Raw genomic sequence first — 20,637 nt, 5'->3', positions numbered from 1 at the left:
ATGATGTGAGATGGCTTTGCAGGGACTTTGGGGGCAGGATCCGACCCCGCGCTACGCAGATCTGGCCGCGCCATTCCGGCCGATCTTCGCCCACATCGCGGAGGGGGCGCTGGAGCGCGAGCTCGGCCGGACCCTTCCGCACGAGCCGCTGGCCGGGCTCAAGGAGGCCAAATTCGGGGCCCTACGCCTCGCCGGGGACGAGGGCGGTCAAGGCGCCGGTTTCGCCGAGCTGGCCGCGCTGATCATCGAGCTGGCGGAAGCGGATTCCAACGTCGCGCAAGCGCTGCGTGGCCATTTCGGTTTCGTGGAGGACGTCATCAACCGGCCGACCGGTGCCGCCCGACGGCGCTGGACCGAGCGCTTCGCGCGCGGCGAGATCACCGGCAACGCCTGGACGGAGATCGGCGACGCCCGCGTCGCCGCCTTCCTCACTCGCGTCACCGAGCGCGACGGGCAATTCTTTCTCGACGGCGCCAAATACTACACCACGGGCTCGCTCTTCGCCGATTGGATCGACGTCGGCGCCACCAGCCCCGCCGGCGAGCGCATTGCCGTCGCTGTGCCGCGCCACGCCGCGGGCGTCGCCATCGAGGACGACTGGGACGGCTTCGGGCAGACGCTGACCGCCAGCGGCACCACGGTCTTCACCAACGTGCGCGTCTCGCCCGACGATATCGTCGCCGCCGACCAGCGCTTCCGCTATTCGCCGGCCTTCTTCCAGTTCTATCACCTGGCGACCCTGGTGGGCATCGGCCGTGCCCTCACCCGCGACCTGTCGCAGGCGGTGGCGGCCAGGCGGCGCACCTACACGCACGCGGCGGCGGCGCGCTCCAGCGACGATCCCCAGGTGCTCCAGGTGGTCGGCCGGGTGCGCAGCGCGGCCTATGCCGCGGGCGCCATCGTGTTCCACACGGCGCGAGCCCTGGACCGCGCTTTCGCCGCGCGCCTCTCCGACGACGCGGCCGAGATCGAGGACGCCAACGCGACGGCGGAGCTGGAGGTGGCCCAGGCCCAGACCGTCGTGTCCGACCTGATCCTCCAGGCCGCGACGATCGCCTTCGACGCGCTCGGCGCCTCGGCCACGAAGAAGTCGGCGGGCCTCGACCGCCACTGGCGCAATGCGCGCACGCTCGCCTCGCACAACCCGCGCATCTACAAGGACCGCATCGTCGGAGATTTTTCCGTCAATGGCACCCCGCCGCCGTACCAGTGGCGTACCGGAGAGGCATAGCGCGACCGCCGAGCCAGCACGATCGTTTGCCGCGAGGGAACTCGCCCTGCCCGTCGCGGCGAGATGACATCGGCGCCGATGCCTTCGTGTCTGCTCCCGTCGCGCAGGCCGCGCCGATCCTGTGATCTCCCGCGTTGCACCAGCGCGTTTCATCACCAGCGAGCGCGCGACGCGCGCGTGATTGCCGCGTTGCCTCGGCCGGCGCTCGGCCGCCGGTACGCGCCGAGGATCGCGCCCAACCCCAAATGCGGCAGTGGCGCCTCCGCACGCATGCGCATCGCGGCCCATTTTGGCGCACAAATCAGCTAGCCGCTTACTTTTACGCCAGATTTCGCGTGTTCGGCTTGATTCACGTTTCAAATTAGGGAATGAAGCGGCATCATCATTTCCGATTTGGGAATTTCATGGACCTGTCGTCACTCGAGATCCTGTGCGCCGTCGCGGCCGAGCGCAGCATCACACGCGCCGCCAAGGCGCTTGGGCGGGCCCCTTCGAACGTGACCATTCGCGTGCAGCAGCTCGAGCGGGATCTCGGCGTCGAGTTGTTCAGCCGCGACGGCAGGCGCATGACCTTGACGCGGGAGGGGGAAACCTTTCTGTCCTACGCCAAACGCCTCCTGGGGTTGGCGCGGCAGGCGCGCGAGGCGGTCCGGCCCCTGGTGCCGGCCGGCAACCTGCGCCTTGGCAGCATGGAAAGCACGGCAGCCAGCCGGTTGCCCGGCGCCCTGGAGCGCTTTCACGCGCGTTGGCCATCCGTGACGGTCAAGCTCGCCATGGGAGCGACGCGCGAGCTCATTCGCGACGTGCTCGACGACAGGCTCGACTGCGCGCTCATCGCGCGGCCGACGGACGAAATGCCCGGCTTTGACGACGTCGATATCGAGCGGGTGTTCACCGAGGAGCTGTTGATCGTCCTGCCAAGTGATCATCCCGATATCAACGACGCCGCAGACCTGCGGGTCGATACGCTGGTGGCGCTGGAGCCTGGGTGTACTTACCGCCGCATCGCCGAGGGCTGGGGGAGCCGATCGCCGGGGCTACACACCGCCGAGGTGACCTCCTACCACGCCATCCTGGCCAGCGTCGCAGCGCGGGAAGCCGTGGGCGTCATCCCGCGCTCGGTCCTCGACCTCATGCCCGGGTCGTCGCCGCTCAAGGCCCATAGTCTTGGCGATGTCGACACGCTGTTCATCCGTCGCCGCGACAGCCGCCCGCCCGCCTTCGACGCGTTTCGCGATGCCCTGACCGCAGGAGCGTGACGGCTCATACCCGGCCGTCGTCACTCCGCCCTGCCCCTCCATCCTCACCATGACCTGCCGTGCGGCCCCCGGACGGCAGGGAGAGGTTGCCTCATGCCCGAAGCGCCCGAACCGACGCCCTCCGCCTCCCCTAAAGCGCCTCACGATCGGGTGGACTCACCCAATGGTGAGAGAAGCGCTTCAGATTCAAAAAGTTCGAGCATATCGCAATTGGAGGATCCCCATCCAACCGTGGACGCCGGTTCGCGTGAAGAAAACGCGACAAATCAAATAAATAGAGCATTTCGGCGATTCGAAACGCCGAAATGCTTTGGGGCCCGCTTCCGCCTCTTTGCGCCGATCCTTGCGGGTGCGACGCTGCGCGAGCGCATCTTCTCCTGCCTGGGGGCCCTCATCGGCATCGGCCTGACCGGCCTGCTGTGCGGCTTGATCCTCGGCAACGGCCCCCACGTCCCGCTCCTGGTGGCGCCCATGGGCGCATCGGCCGTGCTGCTCTTCGCGGTGCCATCGAGCCCGCTCGCCCAGCCGTGGTCGATCATCGGCGGCAACACGCTGTCCGCGTTCTGCGGCTTCATGGTCGCAAGCCTCGTGCACGATCCGGTCGCCGCGGCGGGCATTGCGGTGGCCGTCGCCATCGCGGTCATGTCCGTCACACGCTGCCTGCATCCGCCGGGTGGAGCCGCCGCTTTGACGGCCGTCTTCGGCGGTCCGGTCGTGGCCAGTTGGGGCGTGCTGTTTCCGCTCGTCCCGGTTGCGCTGAACTCCTGCATTCTCGTCGGGCTCGGCCTGCTGTTTCATCGCCTGTCGCGGCGCAGCTATCCGCATGTGGCGCCCTCACGTCCAGGCAACACGCACGGAACCGCCGACACGCCGCCTCCCTTGCGCGTCGGTGTCCGCAACGAGGACATCGACGCGGCGCTCACCAAGCTCGACGAAACCTTCGACATCGGCCGAGACGACATCGAGCGCCTGCTGCGGGAGGTAGAGCGGCAGGTCCTTGCGCGCGAACACGGCGAGCTTACCTGCGCCGACATCATGTCACGGGACGTGATCACCATCCCGTTTCACGCGACCCGGGACGATGCGGTCTCGCTCCTGATCCGCCACAACGTGCGCATTCTGCCGGTGACGGACGAGGGTGGACGGGTCGTCGGCACGGTCGGCCTGCGTGAGCTGATCAGGCCCGGCGACGGCCTGGGCGACGCGCTCTCCGCGCCCGCCACGGCTTCCCCCGCCTCGCGGGCGATCGATCTGCTGCCGGTGCTCACCGACGGCAGAACCCACGCGGTCATCATCACCGCTATGGATCGTCGCGTGCTCGGGCTGATCTCGCAGACGGATCTGCTGGGCGCCATGGGCCGCCTGTCCCTTACCGCCCGCGGGCCTGCCGGGGAACTGGCGGCGGCGGCCTGAAGCGCGGCGGGAGGCAGCCCGGCACGCCCTCCCGGTGCGTCGGCATCGCCGCGGCCGCCGCGCCTCACGCCGACGTGGTCCGCCCAGCGGCGCCCGCCGTTGGCGCAACCATGGCCGCGTCCGAGCTATCCTCTGAAACAACCCCCTCGGAAATAATGCATCTACTACTTCATTAAAATTTGGAATTCAATTTCAATCGCGCTCCGATACATCATGATAGAGTAAAAACTGCGAGTTTCATGACGTGAAGGGGGTAGTTGCTTAAGTCTCGACAGGCGATCTCCGGGCGAACGGCGTCTGGCGAGATCACGTCGCCGATCGCGGAAAGCTTGCCTCGGCAAGCTCCCTGGCGGTCGCGCACGGGCACGATCCGGGCATCGGCGCTGACAGCTTCGGCCGCGGCCCCTGTCGGACGGCGCGCCGGTCGGCGCGTGTGCACGTCCTCCCTGCTCGCCGGGAGCCCAAAACTCGAGAGGGGCAATCAACAATGATCAATCGACGCAATTTTCACGTGCTGGCCGCCGGATTTGTTCTCGGCAGCGCCGGCATGGCCGGACGCGTTCAGGCCGACAACAAGACGTTCCGCATCGCCTACCAGAAGGGCGGCGGCAACCTGATCTTTCTGAAGGAGCGCGGCATCCTGGAGCGCAAGCTGGAGCCCTTCGGCTGGTCGGTGAAGTGGACGGAGTTCCAGGCAGGCCCGCAATTGCTCGAAGCCCTCAACATCGGCGCCGCCGACTTCGGCCCGGTGGGCGAAGCGCCGCCGATCTTCGCGCAGGCGGCCGGTGCCAACATCGTCTATGCCGGCTATGAACCCGCGTCCCCTAAGAACGAGGCGATCATCGTTCAGAAGGACAGCCCCATCAAGTCCGTGACGGACCTGAAGGGGAAGCGGGTGGCACTCAACAAGGGCTCCAACGTCAACTATCTCCTGGTGCGCGCGCTCGACGCCAATGGCCTGAGCTACGGCGATATCGTGCCCGCCTATCTGCCGCCGTCCGACGCCCGGGCGGCATTCGAGCGCGGCTCCGTGGACGCCTGGGTGATCTGGGATCCCTATTACGCCGCTGCCGAGATCAGCCTCGGCGCCAAGACCGTGGTCGACGCCACCGGCCTCGCGCCCAACGTGGCGTTCTACATGGCCTCACGGCCGATCGCGGAAGGCAATTCGGACGTGTTGAAAGCCGTCTTGGCGGCGATCGACGAGATCGACGGTTGGATCAAGAACAATCGCAAGCAATACGCGATCGAAATGTCCGCCAAGACCGGGCTTCCGGCCGAGGTGGTCGAGCGTGGGATCAATCGTGCCAATCTCGGCGCCCGCCCCGTCACGCCCGAGATCCTCGAAGGGCAACAGAAGATCGCGGATGCCTTTGCGAAGCTGAAGCTCATCCCCAAGCCCGTGAACGTCGCCGACGCTGCATGGAAAGTCGGGCAGTGAGCCTGTCTCGCCTCACCGCGCCCTCGATGAAGCAGGATCTCTGATATGAAGACCCACAAGGCACGGTCGCTTCTGGCCGCGATCGGCATCGCCGCAGGCATCATCGGCGCGGGCTCCGCGGATGCCGCCGACAAAGTGGTGCGCATTGCCCACCAAAAGCTCGGCACCCTGGCGCTCCTCAAGTCGACGGGCGCTCTGGAGGACAAGCTGAAGGCCCTGGGCTACAAGGTGACCTGGACGGAGTTTCCGGCCGGCCCGCAGCTCCTGGAAGGGCTCAATGTCGGCGCGGTCGATTTCGGCCACACCGGCGAGGCGCCGCCTATATTTGCGCAAGCTGCCAACGCGGCGCTGCTGTATGTGGGCCACGAGCCGCGCTCACCGGCGAGCGAGGCCATTCTCGTCCCCGGCAACAGCGCCATCCAGTCGGTCGCCGACCTCAAGGGCAAGCGCGTGGCGCTCAACAAGGGCTCGAACGTTCATTACCTCTTGGTGCAGGCGCTCCAGCAGGCGGGCCTGAAATACGGCGATATCACGCCGGTGTTTCTCACGCCGGCCGACGCCCGTGCCGCGTTCGTGTCGGGCTCCATCCACGCCTGGGTGATCTGGGAGCCGTTCCGCGCTGCGGCCGAAGCAACCGCCGGGGCGCGCACGCTCAAGGATGGTGCGGGGCTGGTGGCAAATCACGAGTTCTATTTGGCATCGAGGAAATTTGCCACGGAGAACCCCGAGGTGATAGCCACTATTCTGTCGGCCGTGGGCGACGAAGGCCAGCGCGCCAATCGCGATATCCCCGCGGTCGCGGCCCAGTTCAGCCGCTCCGTCGGTATTCCCGCGCCGATACTGGAGACGGCGTTGAAGCGCACCTCGTTCGGCGCCAAGCCGATTACCCCGGAAGTCGTCGCCGAGCAGCAGAAGATCGCCGACACGTTCTTCAGCCTCGGCCTGATCCCGAAGGCGATCAAGATCAGCGACGCGGTGCAGCCGGTGCCCGGAAGCGGGACGAAATAGACCGCCCACGTCATCGGCGCGGCGAAACGGGCCGCCAGCGCATGTCCGATCGGGCGGCTCCACCCGATCGGGAAAGGCGCCCCGTTACGCCGCGTCACCCCATTCATAAGGCGCGAGCCGAACTACCACGTCGGCAGGATCGTGCCCTTGAACTTCTCGGCGATGAAGAGCTTGACCGGCTCGGACCGGTAGAGGGCGATGTACCGCTTCACCGCCGGATCGTCCTTGCGATCGGCGCGCGCCGCGAACACCAGCGACCAATCCGAGCTGGCGGTCTCGAGGGCGAGCGCCTTCTTCTGGTCGAGCCCGGCCAGGAAGGCGTAATTGTTCGACACGAAGGCCGCGGCCACATCGTCGAGCGAGCGGGCGAGCTGGGCCGCATCGATCTCCGTGAACTTCAGTCCCTTCGGGTTGTCGGCGATGTCGGCCACCGTGGCATCGGCGCCGGCGCCGGCCCGGAGCTTGATCAGGCCGGCCTGCTGAAAGAGGAAGAGTGCGCGCGCCGCATTCGACGGATCGTTCGGGATCGCCGCGGTCGCGCCGGCGGGAATATCCGTCGCCTTGGCATACTTGGACGAGTAGATGCCGGCCGGCACGACGATCGACGGATCCAGCGCCTCGATCCCGTAGCCCCTGGCCTTGATCTGACTGGCCAGATAGGGCCGATGCTGGAAATTGTTGAGATCGATGTCACCCGACTGGAGCGCCGCGTTCGGCTGGTTCCAGTCGGAGAACTCGATCACCTCGACCTTCAGGCCCTGCCCCGCCGCGAGCTTGGCCGCCTCGCGCAGGATGTCGCCGTAGGGGCCGGCGGAGACGCCCACCCGCAGCACGGCGGGCTGCGCGGCCACGGCCGCCCCCTGCGGCCCCGCCTGCTCGGCGGAAGCGACGCCGCTCAGCGCCACCGCGATGGCAAGAGCAAGCGGCGCGGCGCCGTAGGGACGACGCTCGCCACGCCGGCGGACGACGCCGCGCAACAGATTGGACAGGGCGGAAAGGGTTGGGCTCGTCAACGCAGGAACTCCGGAGATTGCGATGCGCGCGGGCCTGGCCTCGGCGCGGTCGATGCGGGAGGAACACTGCGGGACCGCAGCTCCGATCTCTAGTAACATCGCCGCAACATCAAGACATACAGCTTAAAATTATCATTTCCGTCGAACCGGAAAAAGATATACCTATTTGAAACTACATTCTGAAATTCCTATTCAGGGCTCTACATTGTCGCGAGTCCGATTGACGGAACGCGGCCATGCTTCTCAGCGCAGCATACCCCAGCGCCGGACCGTCAAGCTCTCGAGGCCGCGGAACACCACGGCTTCCACCAGGAGCCCGATCAGGATCACCGTGGCGAGGCCGGCGAACACCAGGTCGGTGAGGAGTTCGTTGCGCGCGCGGAAGATGAACCAGCCGAGCCCGCCGGAGCTTGAACTGATGCCGAAGACCAGTTCGGCCGCGATCAGCGTGCGCCAGGCGAAGGCCCAGCCGACCCGCATGCCCGATATGAGGGACGGCAACGCGCTGGGGGATCGGGGAGCGAAGCGGCGGCCGTCATCAGGTCAGCTGCCCGGCTGTCCGTGCAGCTCGGGGAACGTGTAGTCCTTCCAGCTCGCCGCCCTGGTCTTGATCGCGCCGCTTCGGAACATGAAGTCCGCGAACGTCTCTGTCCGGAGCGGCGTCAGCGTGAACTGGACCTCGGGATTGGAGATGACCTCCTCAACGAAGGCCGGATCCAGCTTGGATTTCTCGATCTTCACGTAGGTCTCGGCGGCAAGCTTGCGATCCCGGCCTGCGATCTCGGTCGCCTCGGTGAAGGCCCGATAGAACGCCTCGCAGGTCTTCGGGTTCTCAGCGCGGAACTTCACGGTCGTATAGGCGAATGTCGGCGTGGCCGGTCCGCCCAGGACATCGTAGGACGACCAGATCTTGTGGATTTTGGGATCCTTCAGCGCCTGCTCCTGAAACGGAGAGTTCGACAGGTGTGCCGTGATCTCTGTGGCGCCGGAGAGCAGAGCCGCGGTCGCGTCCGGGTGCGGCAGCGACACCTGAAGCGCATCGAGCTTGCCCTGATTGCCCTGGCCGAACTCCCGTTCGGCGGCGATCTGCAAGGTCCGCGCCTGCACCGAAACACCCGCCGCCGGCGTGGCGATGCGGTCGCTGGGGCCGAAGTCCTTCAGGCCGCGGATGTTCGGCTTGTTGGTGAGGAGGTAGTTCGGCTGCGCGCCGAAGGCGCCGATGATCTTCACGGCGCCGCGGGTGCGGTCCCAGATGGTGAGGAAGGGCCCGATGCCGGCAGACGCGATGTCGACCGTCCCGGACAGCAGGGCATCGTTGACGGCGCTCCCGCCCGACAGGCGGTGCCACTGGACGCGAATGTCGAGCCCGAGCTCCTTGCCGTGCTTCTCGATGAGCTTCTGATCCCGCAGAATGTGGAAGGGGATGTAGAGCGTGCCGAACTGCTCGGAGATGCGGACAACGCCTTCGGCCGCTGCCGGAACGGTGGTTGCGGCGAGCGCCACCGCCGCCACCAGACTGCGAAACAGGCGCTTCATCGTTCACTCCCGTGTCGGCCTGCCATCTCCGGCAAGCGTCTATGCCGGCCGCCGCCCCCTCAGATGCCGTCACCGAAGAACTGGTCCATACTGAGCGCCGGGTCCTCGCCCCTCTGTGTGCGGGACACCACCTTCGCGGGTACCCCGGCCACCGTCGCGTGAGCCGGCACGTCGTGCAGAACGACCGCCGCCGCCGCGATCTTGGCGCCCTCGCCCACCCGCACGTTGCCGAGCACCTTGGCGCCCACGCTCAGCAGCACGCCGCGCTCGATCTTGGGGTGACGGTCGCCGCGGTCCTTGCCGTTGCCGCCCAGCGTCACCGACTGGAGGATCGACACGTCATCGGCCACCACGGACGTTTCCCCGATCACGACGCCTGTCGCGTGGTCGATGAACACCCCCGCGCCGATCCGCGCCGCCGGATGGATGTCGGCGCCGAACACCTCGGAGATGCGGCTTTGCACGTGCAGGCTGAGCGTCACCCGGCCTTGCTGCCACAGCCAGTGGGCGACCCGGTAGCCCTCCAGCGCCGCCAGGCCCTTGTAGAACAGGAAGGGGTCGAGGTAGCGCCGGCACGTCGGATCCCGCTCGCGGATGGCGACGAGGTCACGGACGGCGTGGGCTCCGGCCAGCGGATCGGCCTCGAAAGCCGACAGACACAGGTCGCGCATGGCAAGGCGCGACAGGTCGCCGTCGCCCAAGCGATGCGCGAGCCGATAGGCGAAGGCGTGGGCGATGCTCTTTTGATCGAGGATGGTGGCCTGGACGAGGCTGGCGTAGAGCGGCTCCTCGATGAGGGCGGCTTCCGCCTCGCCCCTCAACTCCCGCCACACCTCGGTCTCGTCGTTGCTGCGGCTCAGGTCGCGCAGGGGCACCGCCCGGGCAAGCTCGCCCAGGCCGGCAGGGCCGCCCGCCCCGTAAGGGTTGATGTCCGTCGTCATCGGTTCGCGCCCTGCGGTCGAGATCCGCGTGTCAGAACCCCAATGATACCTTGGCCCGGCACGAATAAATTCCAATGTTCTGCGCGCGACTAGAAATAATAACTCGCATTGATGTATTGCTCTGCGAAAGCCTATCTTCCTTGTCGCCGTCCACCGAGATAGGCATCGATCACCGCCGGATTTTCCCGGATCTCGGCGGCCGGGCCCGACAGGCGTATGCTGCCATTCTCCAGGACGTAGGCGCGGTGGGCGATGCGCAGCGCTTGCACCGCCTGCTGCTCCACCAGAACGATGGTCACGTCTTCTTCGTTGATCTGGCGGATCACCTCGAAGATGCGCTCGATCACCAATGGGGCGAGCCCCATCGATGGCTCGTCGAGGAGCAGCAGGCTCGGCCGCGCCATCAGGGCACGGCCGATGGCCAGCATCTGCTGCTCGCCGCCGGACAGGGAGCCCGCCGGCTGGCCATGACGCTCCTTGAGCCGCGGGAAGATGCCGTAGATGCGCTCCAGGTCGACATCGGTGTCGCCGCGCCGCAGGTAGGCGCCGATGCACAGGTTCTCCTGCACGGTCAGCTGCGGCACCACCTGGCGCCCCTCCTGCACCAGGCTCATGCCGCGGCCGACGAGCCGCTCCGGCGGCTCCCCGGCAATGGCCTCGCCGCGCAGCGCGATCGAGCCGGCCCTGGGCTTGAGCAGGCCTGCGATGGCCGACAGCGTCGTCGTCTTGCCGGCGCCATTGCCGCCGATCAGCGCGACGATCTCGCCCTCGTGCACGGTCAGATCGATGCCGCGCACGGCCGCCACCTGACCGTAGCCGACCTCCAGCCCGGTGAGCGCCAGCAGCGGCAGGGCGGAGCCCTCAGGTGCAGGCTCAGGCATCGGCCGCCTCGGGACGGCCCAGATAGGCCTCGATCACCTGCGGGTCCTGGCGCACGGCGGCCGGGGCCCCAGCGGCGAGCGTGCAGCCGAAGTTCAGGGCGATCACATAGTCGCTGATGCCCATCACCAGATCCATGTCGTGCTCCACGAGCAGGATGGTCTTGCCCAAATCGCGGATGGTGAACAGAAGCTCGCCCAGCTCGATCTTCTCGGTCGCGTTCATGCCCGCCGCCGGCTCGTCGAGGATCAGGATCTCCGGCTCCGTCGCCAGGGCGCGTGCGATCTCCAGCCGCCGCTTGTGCCCGTAGGGCAAGGCATCGGCCTGCTGCCGCCCGACGGCTGCGAGCCCGACCACCTCGAGCGCCTGCTCGGCACGCCGGCGGGCGTGGCTTGTCCCGCGCCGCTCCGCCGCCACGTGCACGTTGTCGAAGACGGAGAATCCTTCGAACAGACGGATGTGCTGGAAGGTGCGCGCCAGCCCCAGGCGAGCGATCCAATGCGGCGGGCGCCCGGCGATCTCGGTGCCGTTGAAGCGAACGCTGCCGCGGTCGGCCTCGTAGAAGCCCGTGACGACGTTGAGCAGGCTGGTCTTGCCCGAGCCGTTGGGGCCGATGACCGCCGTGATCGTGGCGCGGCCGACGCGGGCCGACACGCCATCGAGGGCGACCACGCCATTGAACCGCTTGGCCACGTGGCTGATCTCGAGCAGCGCAGTCATTCGGCGGCAACCCCCTGGCCGGCCGCGAGTTTGCCCCGTTGTCCGCGGCGCCGCGGCAGCCAGCGCCGCAGCGGCAGGTTCAGCGAGATCAGGCCGCGCGGCATGAACAGCACCGCCAGGATGATCACCAGCGACAGCAGGATCTCGCGCGCCTGCGCCGAGAAGCGCAGCATCTCCGGCAACACCGTATAGACCAGCGCCCCGACGACAGGGCCCAACACGCCGCCCAGGCCGCCGAACACGGCGTAGACGATCGCGTCGATGCTTCGGATCATGCCGAAATCGGACGGGCCGATGAAGAAGTTCAGGTGCCCAGCAAAGGCCCCGGCAACGCCGCAGATGGCGCCGCTGGCAACGAAGGTCAAAAGCCGGGCGCGCGCCACGTCGATGCCGATCGCGGCGGCGGCCATCTCGTCACCGCGGATGGCGGCCAGGACCCGGCCCGCGGCAGAACGGTGGACGGCGAAGACCGCTGCCGTCAGGGCGGCGAGCGCCAGCGCGAGCTGCCAGATCTGCGTCTCGGTGGGAATGCCGACGATGCCCAGCGCTCCACCCGTGACGCTCTCCCAGTTGAGGGCGATGATGCGGACGATCTCGGTGAACGCCAGCGTCGCCAGAGCGAAATAGTCGCCCTCGATGCGCAGCACCGGGGCTCCGAGCAGCAGCGCCATCACCGCGGCGGTGACGCCACCGAGCACGAGCGTCAGCGCGAACGGCACGCCGAAGTTCATGGTGGCGAGCACGCTGACATAGGCACCGATGGCCATGAGGCCGCCCGTCGCCAGCGAGAACCGGTTGACGATCAGCATCAGGTAGGCGGCGATGCCGAGGATGCCGTTGAGCAGCACCAGCGCAACGACATTCTCATACGAAGCGAGCCACTCGCTCATGCGCGCTGCCTCGTCGTCAGGCCGAACAGGCCGTGCGGGCGGACGAGCAGGATGATGAAGACTAGGCCGAAGCCCACCGCGTCACGAAAGGACGAGCTGAGATAGCCGACGCTGTAGACCTCGGTCAGGCCCAGCAGGAGGCCGGCAAGGGCCGCGCCGGGCACGTGGCCGAGGCCGCCCAGGATCAGCACCGTCAGGCCCTTGAGCAGGATGGTCTCGCCCATGAAGGGCGACACCGCGTTGTAGAGCACGCCGAGCTGGACGCCGGCGGCGCCGGCGAGCGCTCCGGCGATGAAATAGGTCAGCAGCGTCATGCGCTGCACGGGCACGCCAACGAGCCGTGCTACGTTGGGGTTGAACGCCATGGTGCGGATGGCGCGGCCGGTTTGCGTCGCCCGCAGCAGCACCGCGAGAGCCGCCATCACCAATAGCGCCGTGGCCAGAACGATCAGTTGCAAGCCCTGGATCTGAACGCCGGCGATGGTCCAGCTCGCTTCCATCCAGGGCTCGGAGGGGTAGCGCAACACCTGGGTGCCGAAGACCTCCTGGGCGATGGCGACGAGGAGCCGGGCAACCGCGAGGCTGGCGATCAGCCCCATCCACCGGTGGCCGCCGCGCCGCTCGAGCGGGCCGAATACGGCCACCTGCGTCAGCACCGACACGGCTCCGGCCGTCACCATTGCGACGAGGAAGGCGAGAGGCAGCGGCAGCTCGACGAGCCGCACGAGCTCGAGGCCCGTGAAGGCACCGACCATGAACACCGCGCCCTGGGCGAGGTTCAGTACGTTCAGGACACCGAACAGCAGCGTGAAGCCGACGGCGAAGACCGCATAGGCGCTGCCCAGGGACAAGCCGTTGACGGTCTGCTGAAGGAAGACGCTCATCTCGTGTCCCGTGATGCGTATGGGGCGGGCGGTTGCAGCCGCCGGCCCCACCGGCCGTGCAGCTGCTCACCTCGCCCCGCTTGCGGGGAGAGGAATGCCCAGCGGCTCCGTCGGCGCCGGACGATCGCTGAATGCGTGCGTGCTGAGCGAACCATCGCCGACGCTCCGGCTACTTGAAGATGACGAAGCGACCGCCGCTCGCGACGAGGATCTTCGGATCGATGACCGGCTCGCGCCCCGCGTCGAATCCGATCGGGCCCAGCACGCCGGGGAAGTTCTTGGTCTTGGCCAGGTTGTCGCGGACCGCCTTGCGGTCGCCGGAGCCGGCCTCCTTGATGGCGTTGATGACGAGCGAGGCCGCGTCGTAGCCGTAGGCCGAGTAGATGTCGGGTTTGCGGCCGAAGCGGGCCTCGTACTTCTTGACGAATTCCTGGTTCTTCGGCTCGGGCGAGTCGATGTACCAGGCGGTTCCGGCGATCAGCCCTTCGGCCGCCGGGCCAGCCAGCTCGAAGAACTTGCTCGAGATGGACGATTGCGTTCCGACGAACACCACCTCCTTGGGAATGCCGAGCTGCCGGGCCTGCCGCAGGATGCCGGCGGACTCCTCCGCCAAGCTGCCGAGGACGATGAGGTCCGGCTGGGCCGCCTTGATCTTGGTGAGCTGGGCTGCGAACTCGACGTCGCCGCGTTGGAAGGTCTCGGTGGCGACGATCTCGACGCCCAGCGCTTCGAGCGCCTTCTTCTGCGTGTTGTAGGCCGACTTGGTCAGTTGGTCGTCGATGCCGTAGATCTGCGCGACGCGCTTGACCTTGAAGCGGTCGACCACCGTCTTGAGGACCCCGGGCGTGACCCGATCCTCCGGCGGGCTGACGCGGAAGATGTAGTCGCCGATGTCGGTGACCCCGGATGCGGTATTGGATGCGGCGACAACCGGCACGCCGGCCTTCTGGGCGATCGGATCAGCGGCAAAGGCCCCGGTCGACAGCGTGGGCCCGATGATCGCGACCACCTTGTCGCGGCCGATCAGGCGCTGGAAGACGTTGACCGTCTGGCCGCGGTCGGCGCCGTCGTCCAGGTGCACCAGCTGGATCTTGCGGTCGCCGAGGAGCTTGGCCGCATTGGCTTCGTCCACCGCAAGCTCGGCGGCATTCTTCTGCTCGATGCCGTAGAGCGCCGGCGAGCCACCGGTGATCGATTGCGCCAGGCCGATCGTCACCGTGTCCGCCGCCGCGGCCGAGGGGCCGAGCCCGAGCGCGCCCACCACGAGAAGGGCCGCGAGACGCTGATAGGGGGACGACATGTCAATGCTCCTGTTGCGTGGCCGACCGGGCAGTGCGAACGGCCCGGTGTCAGCCGGCCGCCTCATTCCGCGGCCGGCTTGACGGCGACGGTCTCGATCTTCATGCGCTCACGCACCGGCAGGCTGGACACGGCGACGCAGGTGCGCGCCGGTCTGTGCGGCGCGAACGCGGCGTCGTAGACGCGGTTCACGCGCTCGTAGTCGGCCATATCCGTGAGGTAGACCGTGGCCTTGACCACGTCCGCGAGGGTGCAGCCGGCGCCCGCCAAAATGGCTTTGACGTTGCGGATCGCCTGCTCGGACTGGGCGATCACGTCATCCGAGACCACCTGCCCGGTCGCCGGGTCGAGGCCGCCCATGCCCGACGTGAAGACGAAGGGGCCGAAGGTCGCGGCGTGCGAGAACGGCCCGGGCGGCTTGGGCGCGGCTATCACGTCGATCAACTTGATGGTCATCGTGCACGGGCCCCCTCGGCGGCCGCCGCAACGGACGGCGCACCGGCATGCGCCACCCAGCGCCGCAGCTCCGCCGCGGTCGAGAAGCCAACCTTGCGACCCACCGCCTCGCCGCCGCGAAAGAGGATCAGCGTCGGCACGCTGCGGATGGCGAAGCGCTCTGCGAGCGCCGGCAGCCGCGCCGCATCCGCCTCGACGATCGATACCGGCGCCTGGGCCGCCGCCGCCTCGAGCATCGGCTTGAGCTTGCCGCAGATGATGCAGTTCGGCCCGGTGAACTCGACGAGAACCGGCCCCGGCCCCGCAAGCACGCGTTCGAACTCCGCCTCGGAGGCGATGGCGGGGATGCTCATGCGGCAGCCGATCCGTGTTCGGTCAGGAAGCGCCCCTCTTCCAGCGAGTAATTCAGGAAATCGTCGGCGCCGACGTTGAGCGCGCCGGCGAACAGATTGAAGCTGTTGCCCGTGTTGACCGTCTCGAGCACCTCGACCAGGTCGGCGTCGCTGGCGCCCACGGCTCGCACCGCCGCGACATCGGCGCGCGTGATGCCATGCGGATCACCGTTGGCCTTGAGCGCGAACTCGAACAGCGCCGTCTCTTTTTCGGACAACCCGAGACGATCCGGATCGAAGCTGCGCGCCGCCGAGATCTCGTCGAGCGAAGCGCCATGGGCCTGCATCGCCGTGGCGTGGAAGGCGACGCAATAGGTGCAATGGTTGATCTCGGCCAACGCCACCATGACCGCCTCCTTCAGCTTGTTGGAAAGCTGCCCCTGGCCGAGCAGGATGTTGAGGCGCCGGAAGTTGGCCTCGCCGAGCGCCGGAAACTTGCCGTAAGCCTTGAACAGGTTCGAGACGCGGCCCTTGCCCCTCACCCGCTCGAGGTCGTCGTAGAGGCGCTTGAGATCCCCTGTCGCGTCCTCAACCGGCGTAAGATCGATGTAGGGGGCGGTATCGGCCGACATAGCTGATCCTCGTTGCTGCGCTGTGGAGGGTGGACGCTGCGGCTGGAGGGGCCGTCTTCAGGCGACGCTCTTCCAGGCCGCGTCCCGGTCCTTGGTCCAGGCCGACGTGATGCTCCGGTCGGCGCCACGCCGGTCGGCGATGCGGGGCAGCACCAGCTCGGCGAAGCGATAGGCCTCCTCCAGCAGCGGCATGCCCGAGACGATCAGCACGTCGATGCCGGCCGCCCGGTAGTCCTGAATGCGCTCGACCACCTGCTCGGGGCTGCCGACCAGCGCCGTGCCCGGCCCGTGCCGCACCAGCCCGATGCCGGACCAAAGATTGGGCGCGATCTCCAGTTCGCGCAGGTCCGCGGGCTTGCGGCCGCCGTGCAGCGCCGACATGCGCTGCTGGCCGATGGAATCGATGCCGGCCACGTAGGCTTGCGCCCCCGCAATGGCCCTCTCGTCCATGTGATCGTAGAGATCCTGAGCGGCGGCCCAGGCCTCGGCTTCCGTCTTGCGGACGATGACATAGAGGCGGATGCCGAAACGCATCTTGTCGGCGCGGCCGTAGCGCGCGGCCAGGGCCTTGACGTGCTTGATCTTCTGCTCGGCCTGGGCCGGCGTCTCGCCCCAGGACAGGTAGGTGTCGATATGCTTGGCCGCGACCTCGTGGGCCGCCTCCGACGAGCCGCCGAACCAGAGCGGGATGCTCGGCTGCTGCGTGGGCGGCAGCGGCAGCCCGGCATCCACCACATGGATGAATTTGCCCTTGAAGTTGACGGTCTCGCCGCGCAGCAGCGCTCGCAGCACGGTGAGGTATTCGTCCGTATAGGCGTAGCGCTCATCATGGCTGAGATGCACACCGCTTTGGGCCATCAGCTTGGCATCGCCATTGACGATGTTGACGCGCAGCCGCCCCTTCGAGAACTGGTCGAAGGTCGTCATCATCTTGGCGAGCAGGGTCGGCGACAGCATCGGCGGATGGGCCGCGATCAGGTGCTGGAAGTTCTCGGTATAGGGAATCAGAGACGAGCCCTGCACCCAGGCGTCGTGCGAGCCCGTCGCCAGCAGGGCACCGGTGAAGCCGAGGTGGTCGACCGCCCGGGCCAGCTGCTGGAAATAGGGATAGCTGAGCTCGCGCGCTCCATCCGGCCGCCAGGGATAGTGGCCATCGGGGCCGGTGAGGTACCAGAGAACGTCCATGACACAGTCCTTCGTCGATCAGGTCCGCGACGTGCCCAGGAACGATGCATCGACCGTGGGCCGCGCATCGATTGGTGCCGGGATGAGGCCGAAGCGGGCGAAGATGTCGGCATGCGCCTGCTGCTCGGCGAGGAACCCGGCATCCGGTGCATCGACACCCCACGGCCGGGAGGTGATGGCCGGCAACCATTGGTCCGCCGTGTTGCCGTTGACGCCGTCGAGCAGCGCCGCGGCCTCGCGCGGGTCCTCGGCCGTCGCGCGGTCCGAGGCGATCAGCGCCTCCAGAAGCGCCCGCACGATATCGGGATGATCCCGCAGGAATTGCCGCCGCGCCCAGTAGACGGAGCGGTTGGAGAAGCTCTGGCCAGGCGATGCCAGAATCCGAACCGGGGCGCGGGCGGCGATCTTGGCGTAGAGCGGATCGGTGGCGACGATGGCGTCGAGCAGACCGTGGACAAAGGCGTCGGCGGCCGTCGCCGGTATGATCTCTGCGGCGCGCACCTCGCCCCAGCCGATGCCGGCCGCATCGAGCTCGGCGGCGAGGAATTGCGTGTGCCAGGAGATCGGCATCAGCCCGATGCCACGCCCCCGGATGTCAGCGATCGACTGCATTGCGGAATCGGCGCGCACGATGAGACCGCCGCGTTCCGGCCGGGCGCCGGACATGCCGAACACGGCCGTCGCCAGGCCCTCCGCCTCGGCCAGGATCGGCGGCGTGGCGCCGGTGCCGGCAATATCCAGGACGCCCGTCTTCAGCAGCGGTATGGTCTGCGAACCGGCGTCATAGTTGAAGAACTCGATCCCACGCTCACGCAGGGCTGCCACAACCCGCGAGCGCCTGTAGAGAATTGACAAGGATAGGTTCTGCGGGTGCGCCCCGACTACAATACTCATGAGATACATTCTCGACGCCGATCGACGCCAACGGTGATCGGCGCTTCAGTCAAAGCCGGTCTATGGATATCTATTTGTCGAACGCGTCGACCACGAAGCAAAATACGTCCGCATCAGACCGTCCGCAATAGAACGCTATTTCCGAATATTTCAGCTTTGAAGGAGTATCTATTCGCCTGAGCGGGGCCGCGAAGAAAAGTATTCGCTTCCACCCGCCACGATTGCAATCGCGTTATCCTGCGATTGCTGCGCGGCCCGGCGTCGTTCGCGAGCGGCGTCTCGAGCCACGGCGGCCGGGCTGGCGTCCAACGTCGCTCCCTCCCCTTACGCGCCTGCTGAGGTCGGGCCGCGGTCAAGCGGCAGTGGCGCCCGTCGACGCAAGGCGGCACCTGCCGCTGATCCATCATCGAGGCCGGGGGCGGGCTAACTCGGAAGGCGGCGGCCCGGCTCGGCCAAGAACGCCGACGGGGGCCACGGCGTCGCGGCCCCCGGGCGCAGGACATGATCGGCGGATCGGGCGGGCGACGTCGCCTCGTCCTCAGTCGAGCAGGTCGGGCTCGGCCGCGACGATCCAATCCCACAGCGGCTGGAAGCTGAAGTAGCCACCCTTGTGGGTGCCGACCTGAGATGCGGTGAGCCGCGCTACGTCAGGGGCGATCAGCTTGGGTTTGCCGGCGGCCTCGGCGAGCAGTTGCGCATGCGCCGTGTTCTCCATGCTGATGAACCACCACGCCGTCGCCTCGATGGTCGGGCCGACCGTCAGCAGACCGTGGTTCTGGAGGATCAGCGCCTTCTTGCTGCCGATGGTCTCGCCGATGCGCTTGCCCTCGTCGGCATCGAGCACCACGCCGCTGAACGGATCGAAGACGTCATGGTCCTCGTAGAAGGCACACGAATCCTGGGTGATCGGATCGAGCTTGCGGCCCAGCGTCGACCACGCCTTGCCATAGGTGGAGTGGGTGTGCGCGGCCGCGATGACATCGGGACGGGCGGCATGGATCGCCGAGTGGATGACGAAGCCGGCCTGGTTGATTGGCCGGTTGCCGACGAGGATCTGGCCGTCGTGATCGACGAGCTGGAGATCCGACACCCTGATGTGACCGAAATACTGGCCCAGCGGATTGATCCAGAAGCGGTCGGAGAATTCCGGATCACGCACCGTGACGTGCCCGGCGAGCCCCTGGTCGAAGCCATAGCGGGCGAACAGGCGGAAGGTTGCGGCCAGGCGCTGCTTGCGATGCAGCCGCTCCTCCTCGAACGTCGCCGCCGGCGGCCGCGCGACCAGAGAATACTGCTTGGGGCGCTGCGTGATCTGGTTCATGAGCGATTTCCTCGATTGCGGGCTATGCTGCCCCTAGTGGTGCTGCACTGAGGTCTTGAGTCTTTGAGAAGATGGATGGTCGGGTCAAGCCCGACCATGACGATGGAAGGGAAACCATTTATTCTCAACGTCATGGTCGGGCTTGACCCGACCTTCCATCCTCTAGGAGCCCGGCCCGCTGCCACCGCCCAGCAGTCAAAGTCTCGGTGAGACGGTACTAGCCGACGGGCCTGTCCAGCAGGTCGGCATAGTGTCGGCGCGCCACGTCCGGGTGGGAGCGCAGCCGCCCCTTGAGATAGTTGGTGCCAACCTGGTGGAACAGCGGGTTGGCCGGGTCGCTCTCCGGCCCGTGCGCCTCGGCCGCGAGGGCCGGGGGAAGCGCGAGCAGGGGAACCTCGGCATCGTGGCGCGCGCCGAGGAAGAAGGCAACGGATAGCCGCTCTGCGCCCGACGGAGGCGTCACCACCCGGTGCACGGTGGCCTTCAGGTAGCCGTTGGAGGCGAGTTCCAGGAGCTCGCCGATGTTGACGACGAAGGTCGACGCCAGCGGCACCGCCGGAATCCAGCCGGAGGCGCTTTCGACCTCGAGCCCCCCTTGCGTATCCTGCAAGAGCAGGGTGAGAAAACCGCTGTCCTTGTGGGCGCCGACGCCCTGCCCGGAACCTGTCTGGTCCCGGCCGGGGTAGCGGATCAGCTTGATGTGCTGGTTGGGCGCATCCGCATAGATCGGCTCGAAGATGTCGTCCGGCTGCTCCAGCGCCTCGGCGAAGGCGCGCAGCAGGCGCACGGCGACATCCGTCACCGCGGTCTGCCAGGCCAGCAGCGCCTGCTTCAGCTCCGGCAGGGTGTCGGGCCATTGGTTCGGGCCCTGGAGGCGCGTCCACGGCGGGGCCGCCGGATCGCGCGCCAGCGCCGGCCGCTCGGCCCCGATGTCGAGTTGCTCGCGCCAGTCGGCTTCGCCGCGGGTGATCTCCAGGCCCGCACGGGTGTAGCCGCGGAAATGAGGGGAGTTGACCATCTCGATGGCCAGCTTGTCGGCCTCCGGCAGCGCGAAGAAGCGGCGCGATAGCTCGAGCACCCGTTCGATCTGGTGATCGGGGATGCCATGCCCGGCAATGTAGAAGAAGCCGACGTCGCGGGCCGCGCGCCTGAGATCGTCGAGAAAGCTGTCGCGCTCGGGCTGGCCCTGCTCCAGCCGCGACAGGTCGAGCAGCGGCAGGCCGTTCAGCGTGACGACGCGCAGATTCATGGATGCTTGTCCTCGTTCTCAACTTCGAGGCCGGCGCCGTGGCGCCGGCCTCGG

The 20,637-nt window shown here is 67.4% G+C and carries 21 protein-coding genes and 1 pseudogene; 5 read left to right on the top strand and 17 right to left on the bottom strand.

What is annotated here, in order from left to right; genetic code table 11:
* Positions 1–10: 10 nt before the first annotated feature.
* Together IEW34_RS05115 and IEW34_RS05110 are read left to right on the top strand one after the other, a co-directional pair.
* Positions 11–1,231 carry an acyl-CoA dehydrogenase family protein gene (locus tag IEW34_RS05115; protein ID WP_188608088.1) on the top strand — a complete coding sequence of 407 codons (1,221 nt, stop codon included), beginning with the start codon at positions 11–13 and terminating at the stop codon, positions 1,229–1,231.
* A gap of 404 nt (positions 1,232–1,635) precedes the next feature.
* Positions 1,636–2,490, top strand: coding sequence for a LysR substrate-binding domain-containing protein (locus IEW34_RS05110; RefSeq protein ID WP_188608087.1), 855 nt, complete (start codon positions 1,636–1,638; stop codon positions 2,488–2,490).
* 186 nt (positions 2,491–2,676) lie between these two features.
* Here IEW34_RS05110 and IEW34_RS30455 read toward each other — a convergent pair whose 3' ends face one another.
* A complete protein-coding gene (locus IEW34_RS30455; protein ID WP_244641873.1) occupies positions 2,677–2,940 on the bottom strand; it encodes a hypothetical protein in 264 nt (87 codons plus the stop codon).
* Here IEW34_RS30455 and IEW34_RS05105 point away from each other — a divergent pair.
* The 3 genes from IEW34_RS05105 (at position 2,830) to IEW34_RS05095 (ending at position 6,352) form a co-directional block, all read left to right on the top strand.
* Positions 2,830–3,903, top strand: a complete 1,074-nt coding sequence (locus IEW34_RS05105) for an HPP family protein (RefSeq protein WP_244641859.1) — start codon at positions 2,830–2,832, stop codon at positions 3,901–3,903. The genes IEW34_RS30455 and IEW34_RS05105 overlap by 111 nt on opposite strands.
* Before the next feature lie 487 nt (positions 3,904–4,390).
* On the top strand, positions 4,391–5,344 hold the full coding sequence (locus IEW34_RS05100; RefSeq protein ID WP_188608085.1) for a sulfonate ABC transporter substrate-binding protein: 954 nt from the start codon (positions 4,391–4,393) through the stop codon (positions 5,342–5,344).
* 45 nt (positions 5,345–5,389) lie between these two features.
* A complete protein-coding gene (locus tag IEW34_RS05095) occupies positions 5,390–6,352 on the top strand; it encodes a sulfonate ABC transporter substrate-binding protein (RefSeq protein ID WP_188608084.1) in 963 nt (320 codons plus the stop codon).
* A 122-nt stretch (positions 6,353–6,474) separates the two neighbouring features.
* Here the strand turns inward: IEW34_RS05095 and IEW34_RS05090 are convergent, their stop codons facing one another.
* From IEW34_RS05090 to IEW34_RS05015, 16 genes and pseudogenes are all read right to left on the bottom strand, one after another.
* Entirely contained in the window at positions 6,475–7,365 is an 891-nt protein-coding gene (locus IEW34_RS05090; RefSeq protein ID WP_244641799.1) for a MetQ/NlpA family ABC transporter substrate-binding protein, read from the bottom strand.
* A gap of 243 nt (positions 7,366–7,608) precedes the next feature.
* Positions 7,609–7,875: pseudogene (locus IEW34_RS05085) on the bottom strand (ABC transporter permease); the annotation flags it as partial.
* A 33-nt stretch (positions 7,876–7,908) separates the two neighbouring features.
* On the bottom strand, positions 7,909–8,901 hold the full coding sequence (locus IEW34_RS05080; RefSeq protein ID WP_188608082.1) for an ABC transporter substrate-binding protein: 993 nt from the start codon (positions 8,899–8,901) through the stop codon (positions 7,909–7,911).
* Between the two features lie 59 nt (positions 8,902–8,960).
* Positions 8,961–9,842, bottom strand: a complete 882-nt coding sequence (gene cysE, locus IEW34_RS05075) for a serine O-acetyltransferase (RefSeq protein ID WP_188608081.1) — start codon at positions 9,840–9,842, stop codon at positions 8,961–8,963.
* A 131-nt stretch (positions 9,843–9,973) separates the two neighbouring features.
* Entirely contained in the window at positions 9,974–10,687 is a 714-nt protein-coding gene (locus tag IEW34_RS05070; protein ID WP_373288189.1) for an ABC transporter ATP-binding protein, read from the bottom strand.
* Positions 10,688–10,715: 28 nt separating this feature from the next.
* On the bottom strand, positions 10,716–11,441 hold the full coding sequence (locus tag IEW34_RS05065) for an ABC transporter ATP-binding protein (RefSeq protein WP_188608079.1): 726 nt from the start codon (positions 11,439–11,441) through the stop codon (positions 10,716–10,718).
* Positions 11,438–12,331 (bottom strand): branched-chain amino acid ABC transporter permease, encoded by an 894-nt coding sequence (locus IEW34_RS05060; protein ID WP_188608078.1) that lies wholly within the window; start codon positions 12,329–12,331, stop codon positions 11,438–11,440. The genes IEW34_RS05065 and IEW34_RS05060 overlap by 4 nt, the downstream gene beginning before the upstream one ends.
* Positions 12,328–13,215: a branched-chain amino acid ABC transporter permease gene (locus IEW34_RS05055; protein ID WP_188608077.1), complete on the bottom strand. Its 888-nt coding sequence runs from the start codon at positions 13,213–13,215 to the stop codon at positions 12,328–12,330. The genes IEW34_RS05060 and IEW34_RS05055 overlap by 4 nt, the downstream gene beginning before the upstream one ends.
* A 169-nt stretch (positions 13,216–13,384) precedes the next feature.
* Complete coding sequence (locus IEW34_RS05050; RefSeq protein ID WP_188608076.1) at positions 13,385–14,515, bottom strand: ABC transporter substrate-binding protein; 1,131 nt, start codon at positions 14,513–14,515, stop codon at positions 13,385–13,387.
* 62 nt (positions 14,516–14,577) lie between these two features.
* Complete coding sequence (locus tag IEW34_RS05045) at positions 14,578–14,970, bottom strand: RidA family protein (protein ID WP_210324454.1); 393 nt, start codon at positions 14,968–14,970, stop codon at positions 14,578–14,580.
* On the bottom strand, positions 14,967–15,323 hold the full coding sequence (locus IEW34_RS05040) for a thioredoxin family protein (protein ID WP_188608075.1): 357 nt from the start codon (positions 15,321–15,323) through the stop codon (positions 14,967–14,969). Before IEW34_RS05040 ends, IEW34_RS05045 begins: the two co-directional genes overlap by 4 nt.
* Positions 15,320–15,934, bottom strand: coding sequence for a carboxymuconolactone decarboxylase family protein (locus IEW34_RS05035; RefSeq protein ID WP_188608074.1), 615 nt, complete (start codon positions 15,932–15,934; stop codon positions 15,320–15,322). The genes IEW34_RS05040 and IEW34_RS05035 overlap by 4 nt, the downstream gene beginning before the upstream one ends.
* Positions 15,935–15,991: 57 nt before the next feature.
* Positions 15,992–17,119, bottom strand: a complete 1,128-nt coding sequence (locus tag IEW34_RS05030) for an LLM class flavin-dependent oxidoreductase (protein WP_188608073.1) — start codon at positions 17,117–17,119, stop codon at positions 15,992–15,994.
* An 18-nt stretch (positions 17,120–17,137) separates the two neighbouring features.
* Entirely contained in the window at positions 17,138–18,013 is an 876-nt protein-coding gene (locus tag IEW34_RS05025) for an ABC transporter substrate-binding protein (RefSeq protein ID WP_188608072.1), read from the bottom strand.
* A 538-nt stretch (positions 18,014–18,551) separates the two neighbouring features.
* Positions 18,552–19,334, bottom strand: a complete 783-nt coding sequence (locus IEW34_RS05020) for a class II aldolase/adducin family protein (RefSeq protein WP_188608071.1) — start codon at positions 19,332–19,334, stop codon at positions 18,552–18,554.
* A 217-nt stretch (positions 19,335–19,551) separates the two neighbouring features.
* Positions 19,552–20,583 carry an isopenicillin N synthase family dioxygenase gene (locus IEW34_RS05015; protein WP_188608070.1) on the bottom strand — a complete coding sequence of 344 codons (1,032 nt, stop codon included), beginning with the start codon at positions 20,581–20,583 and terminating at the stop codon, positions 19,552–19,554.
* Positions 20,584–20,637 lie beyond the last annotated feature (54 nt).

The organism is Chelatococcus reniformis (genome assembly GCF_014640075.1).
Lineage (GTDB): Bacteria > Pseudomonadota > Alphaproteobacteria > Rhizobiales > Beijerinckiaceae > Camelimonas > Camelimonas reniformis.
Note: the sequence above shows the minus strand (reverse complement) of the source record. Positions and strands in the feature narration are given on the sequence as shown.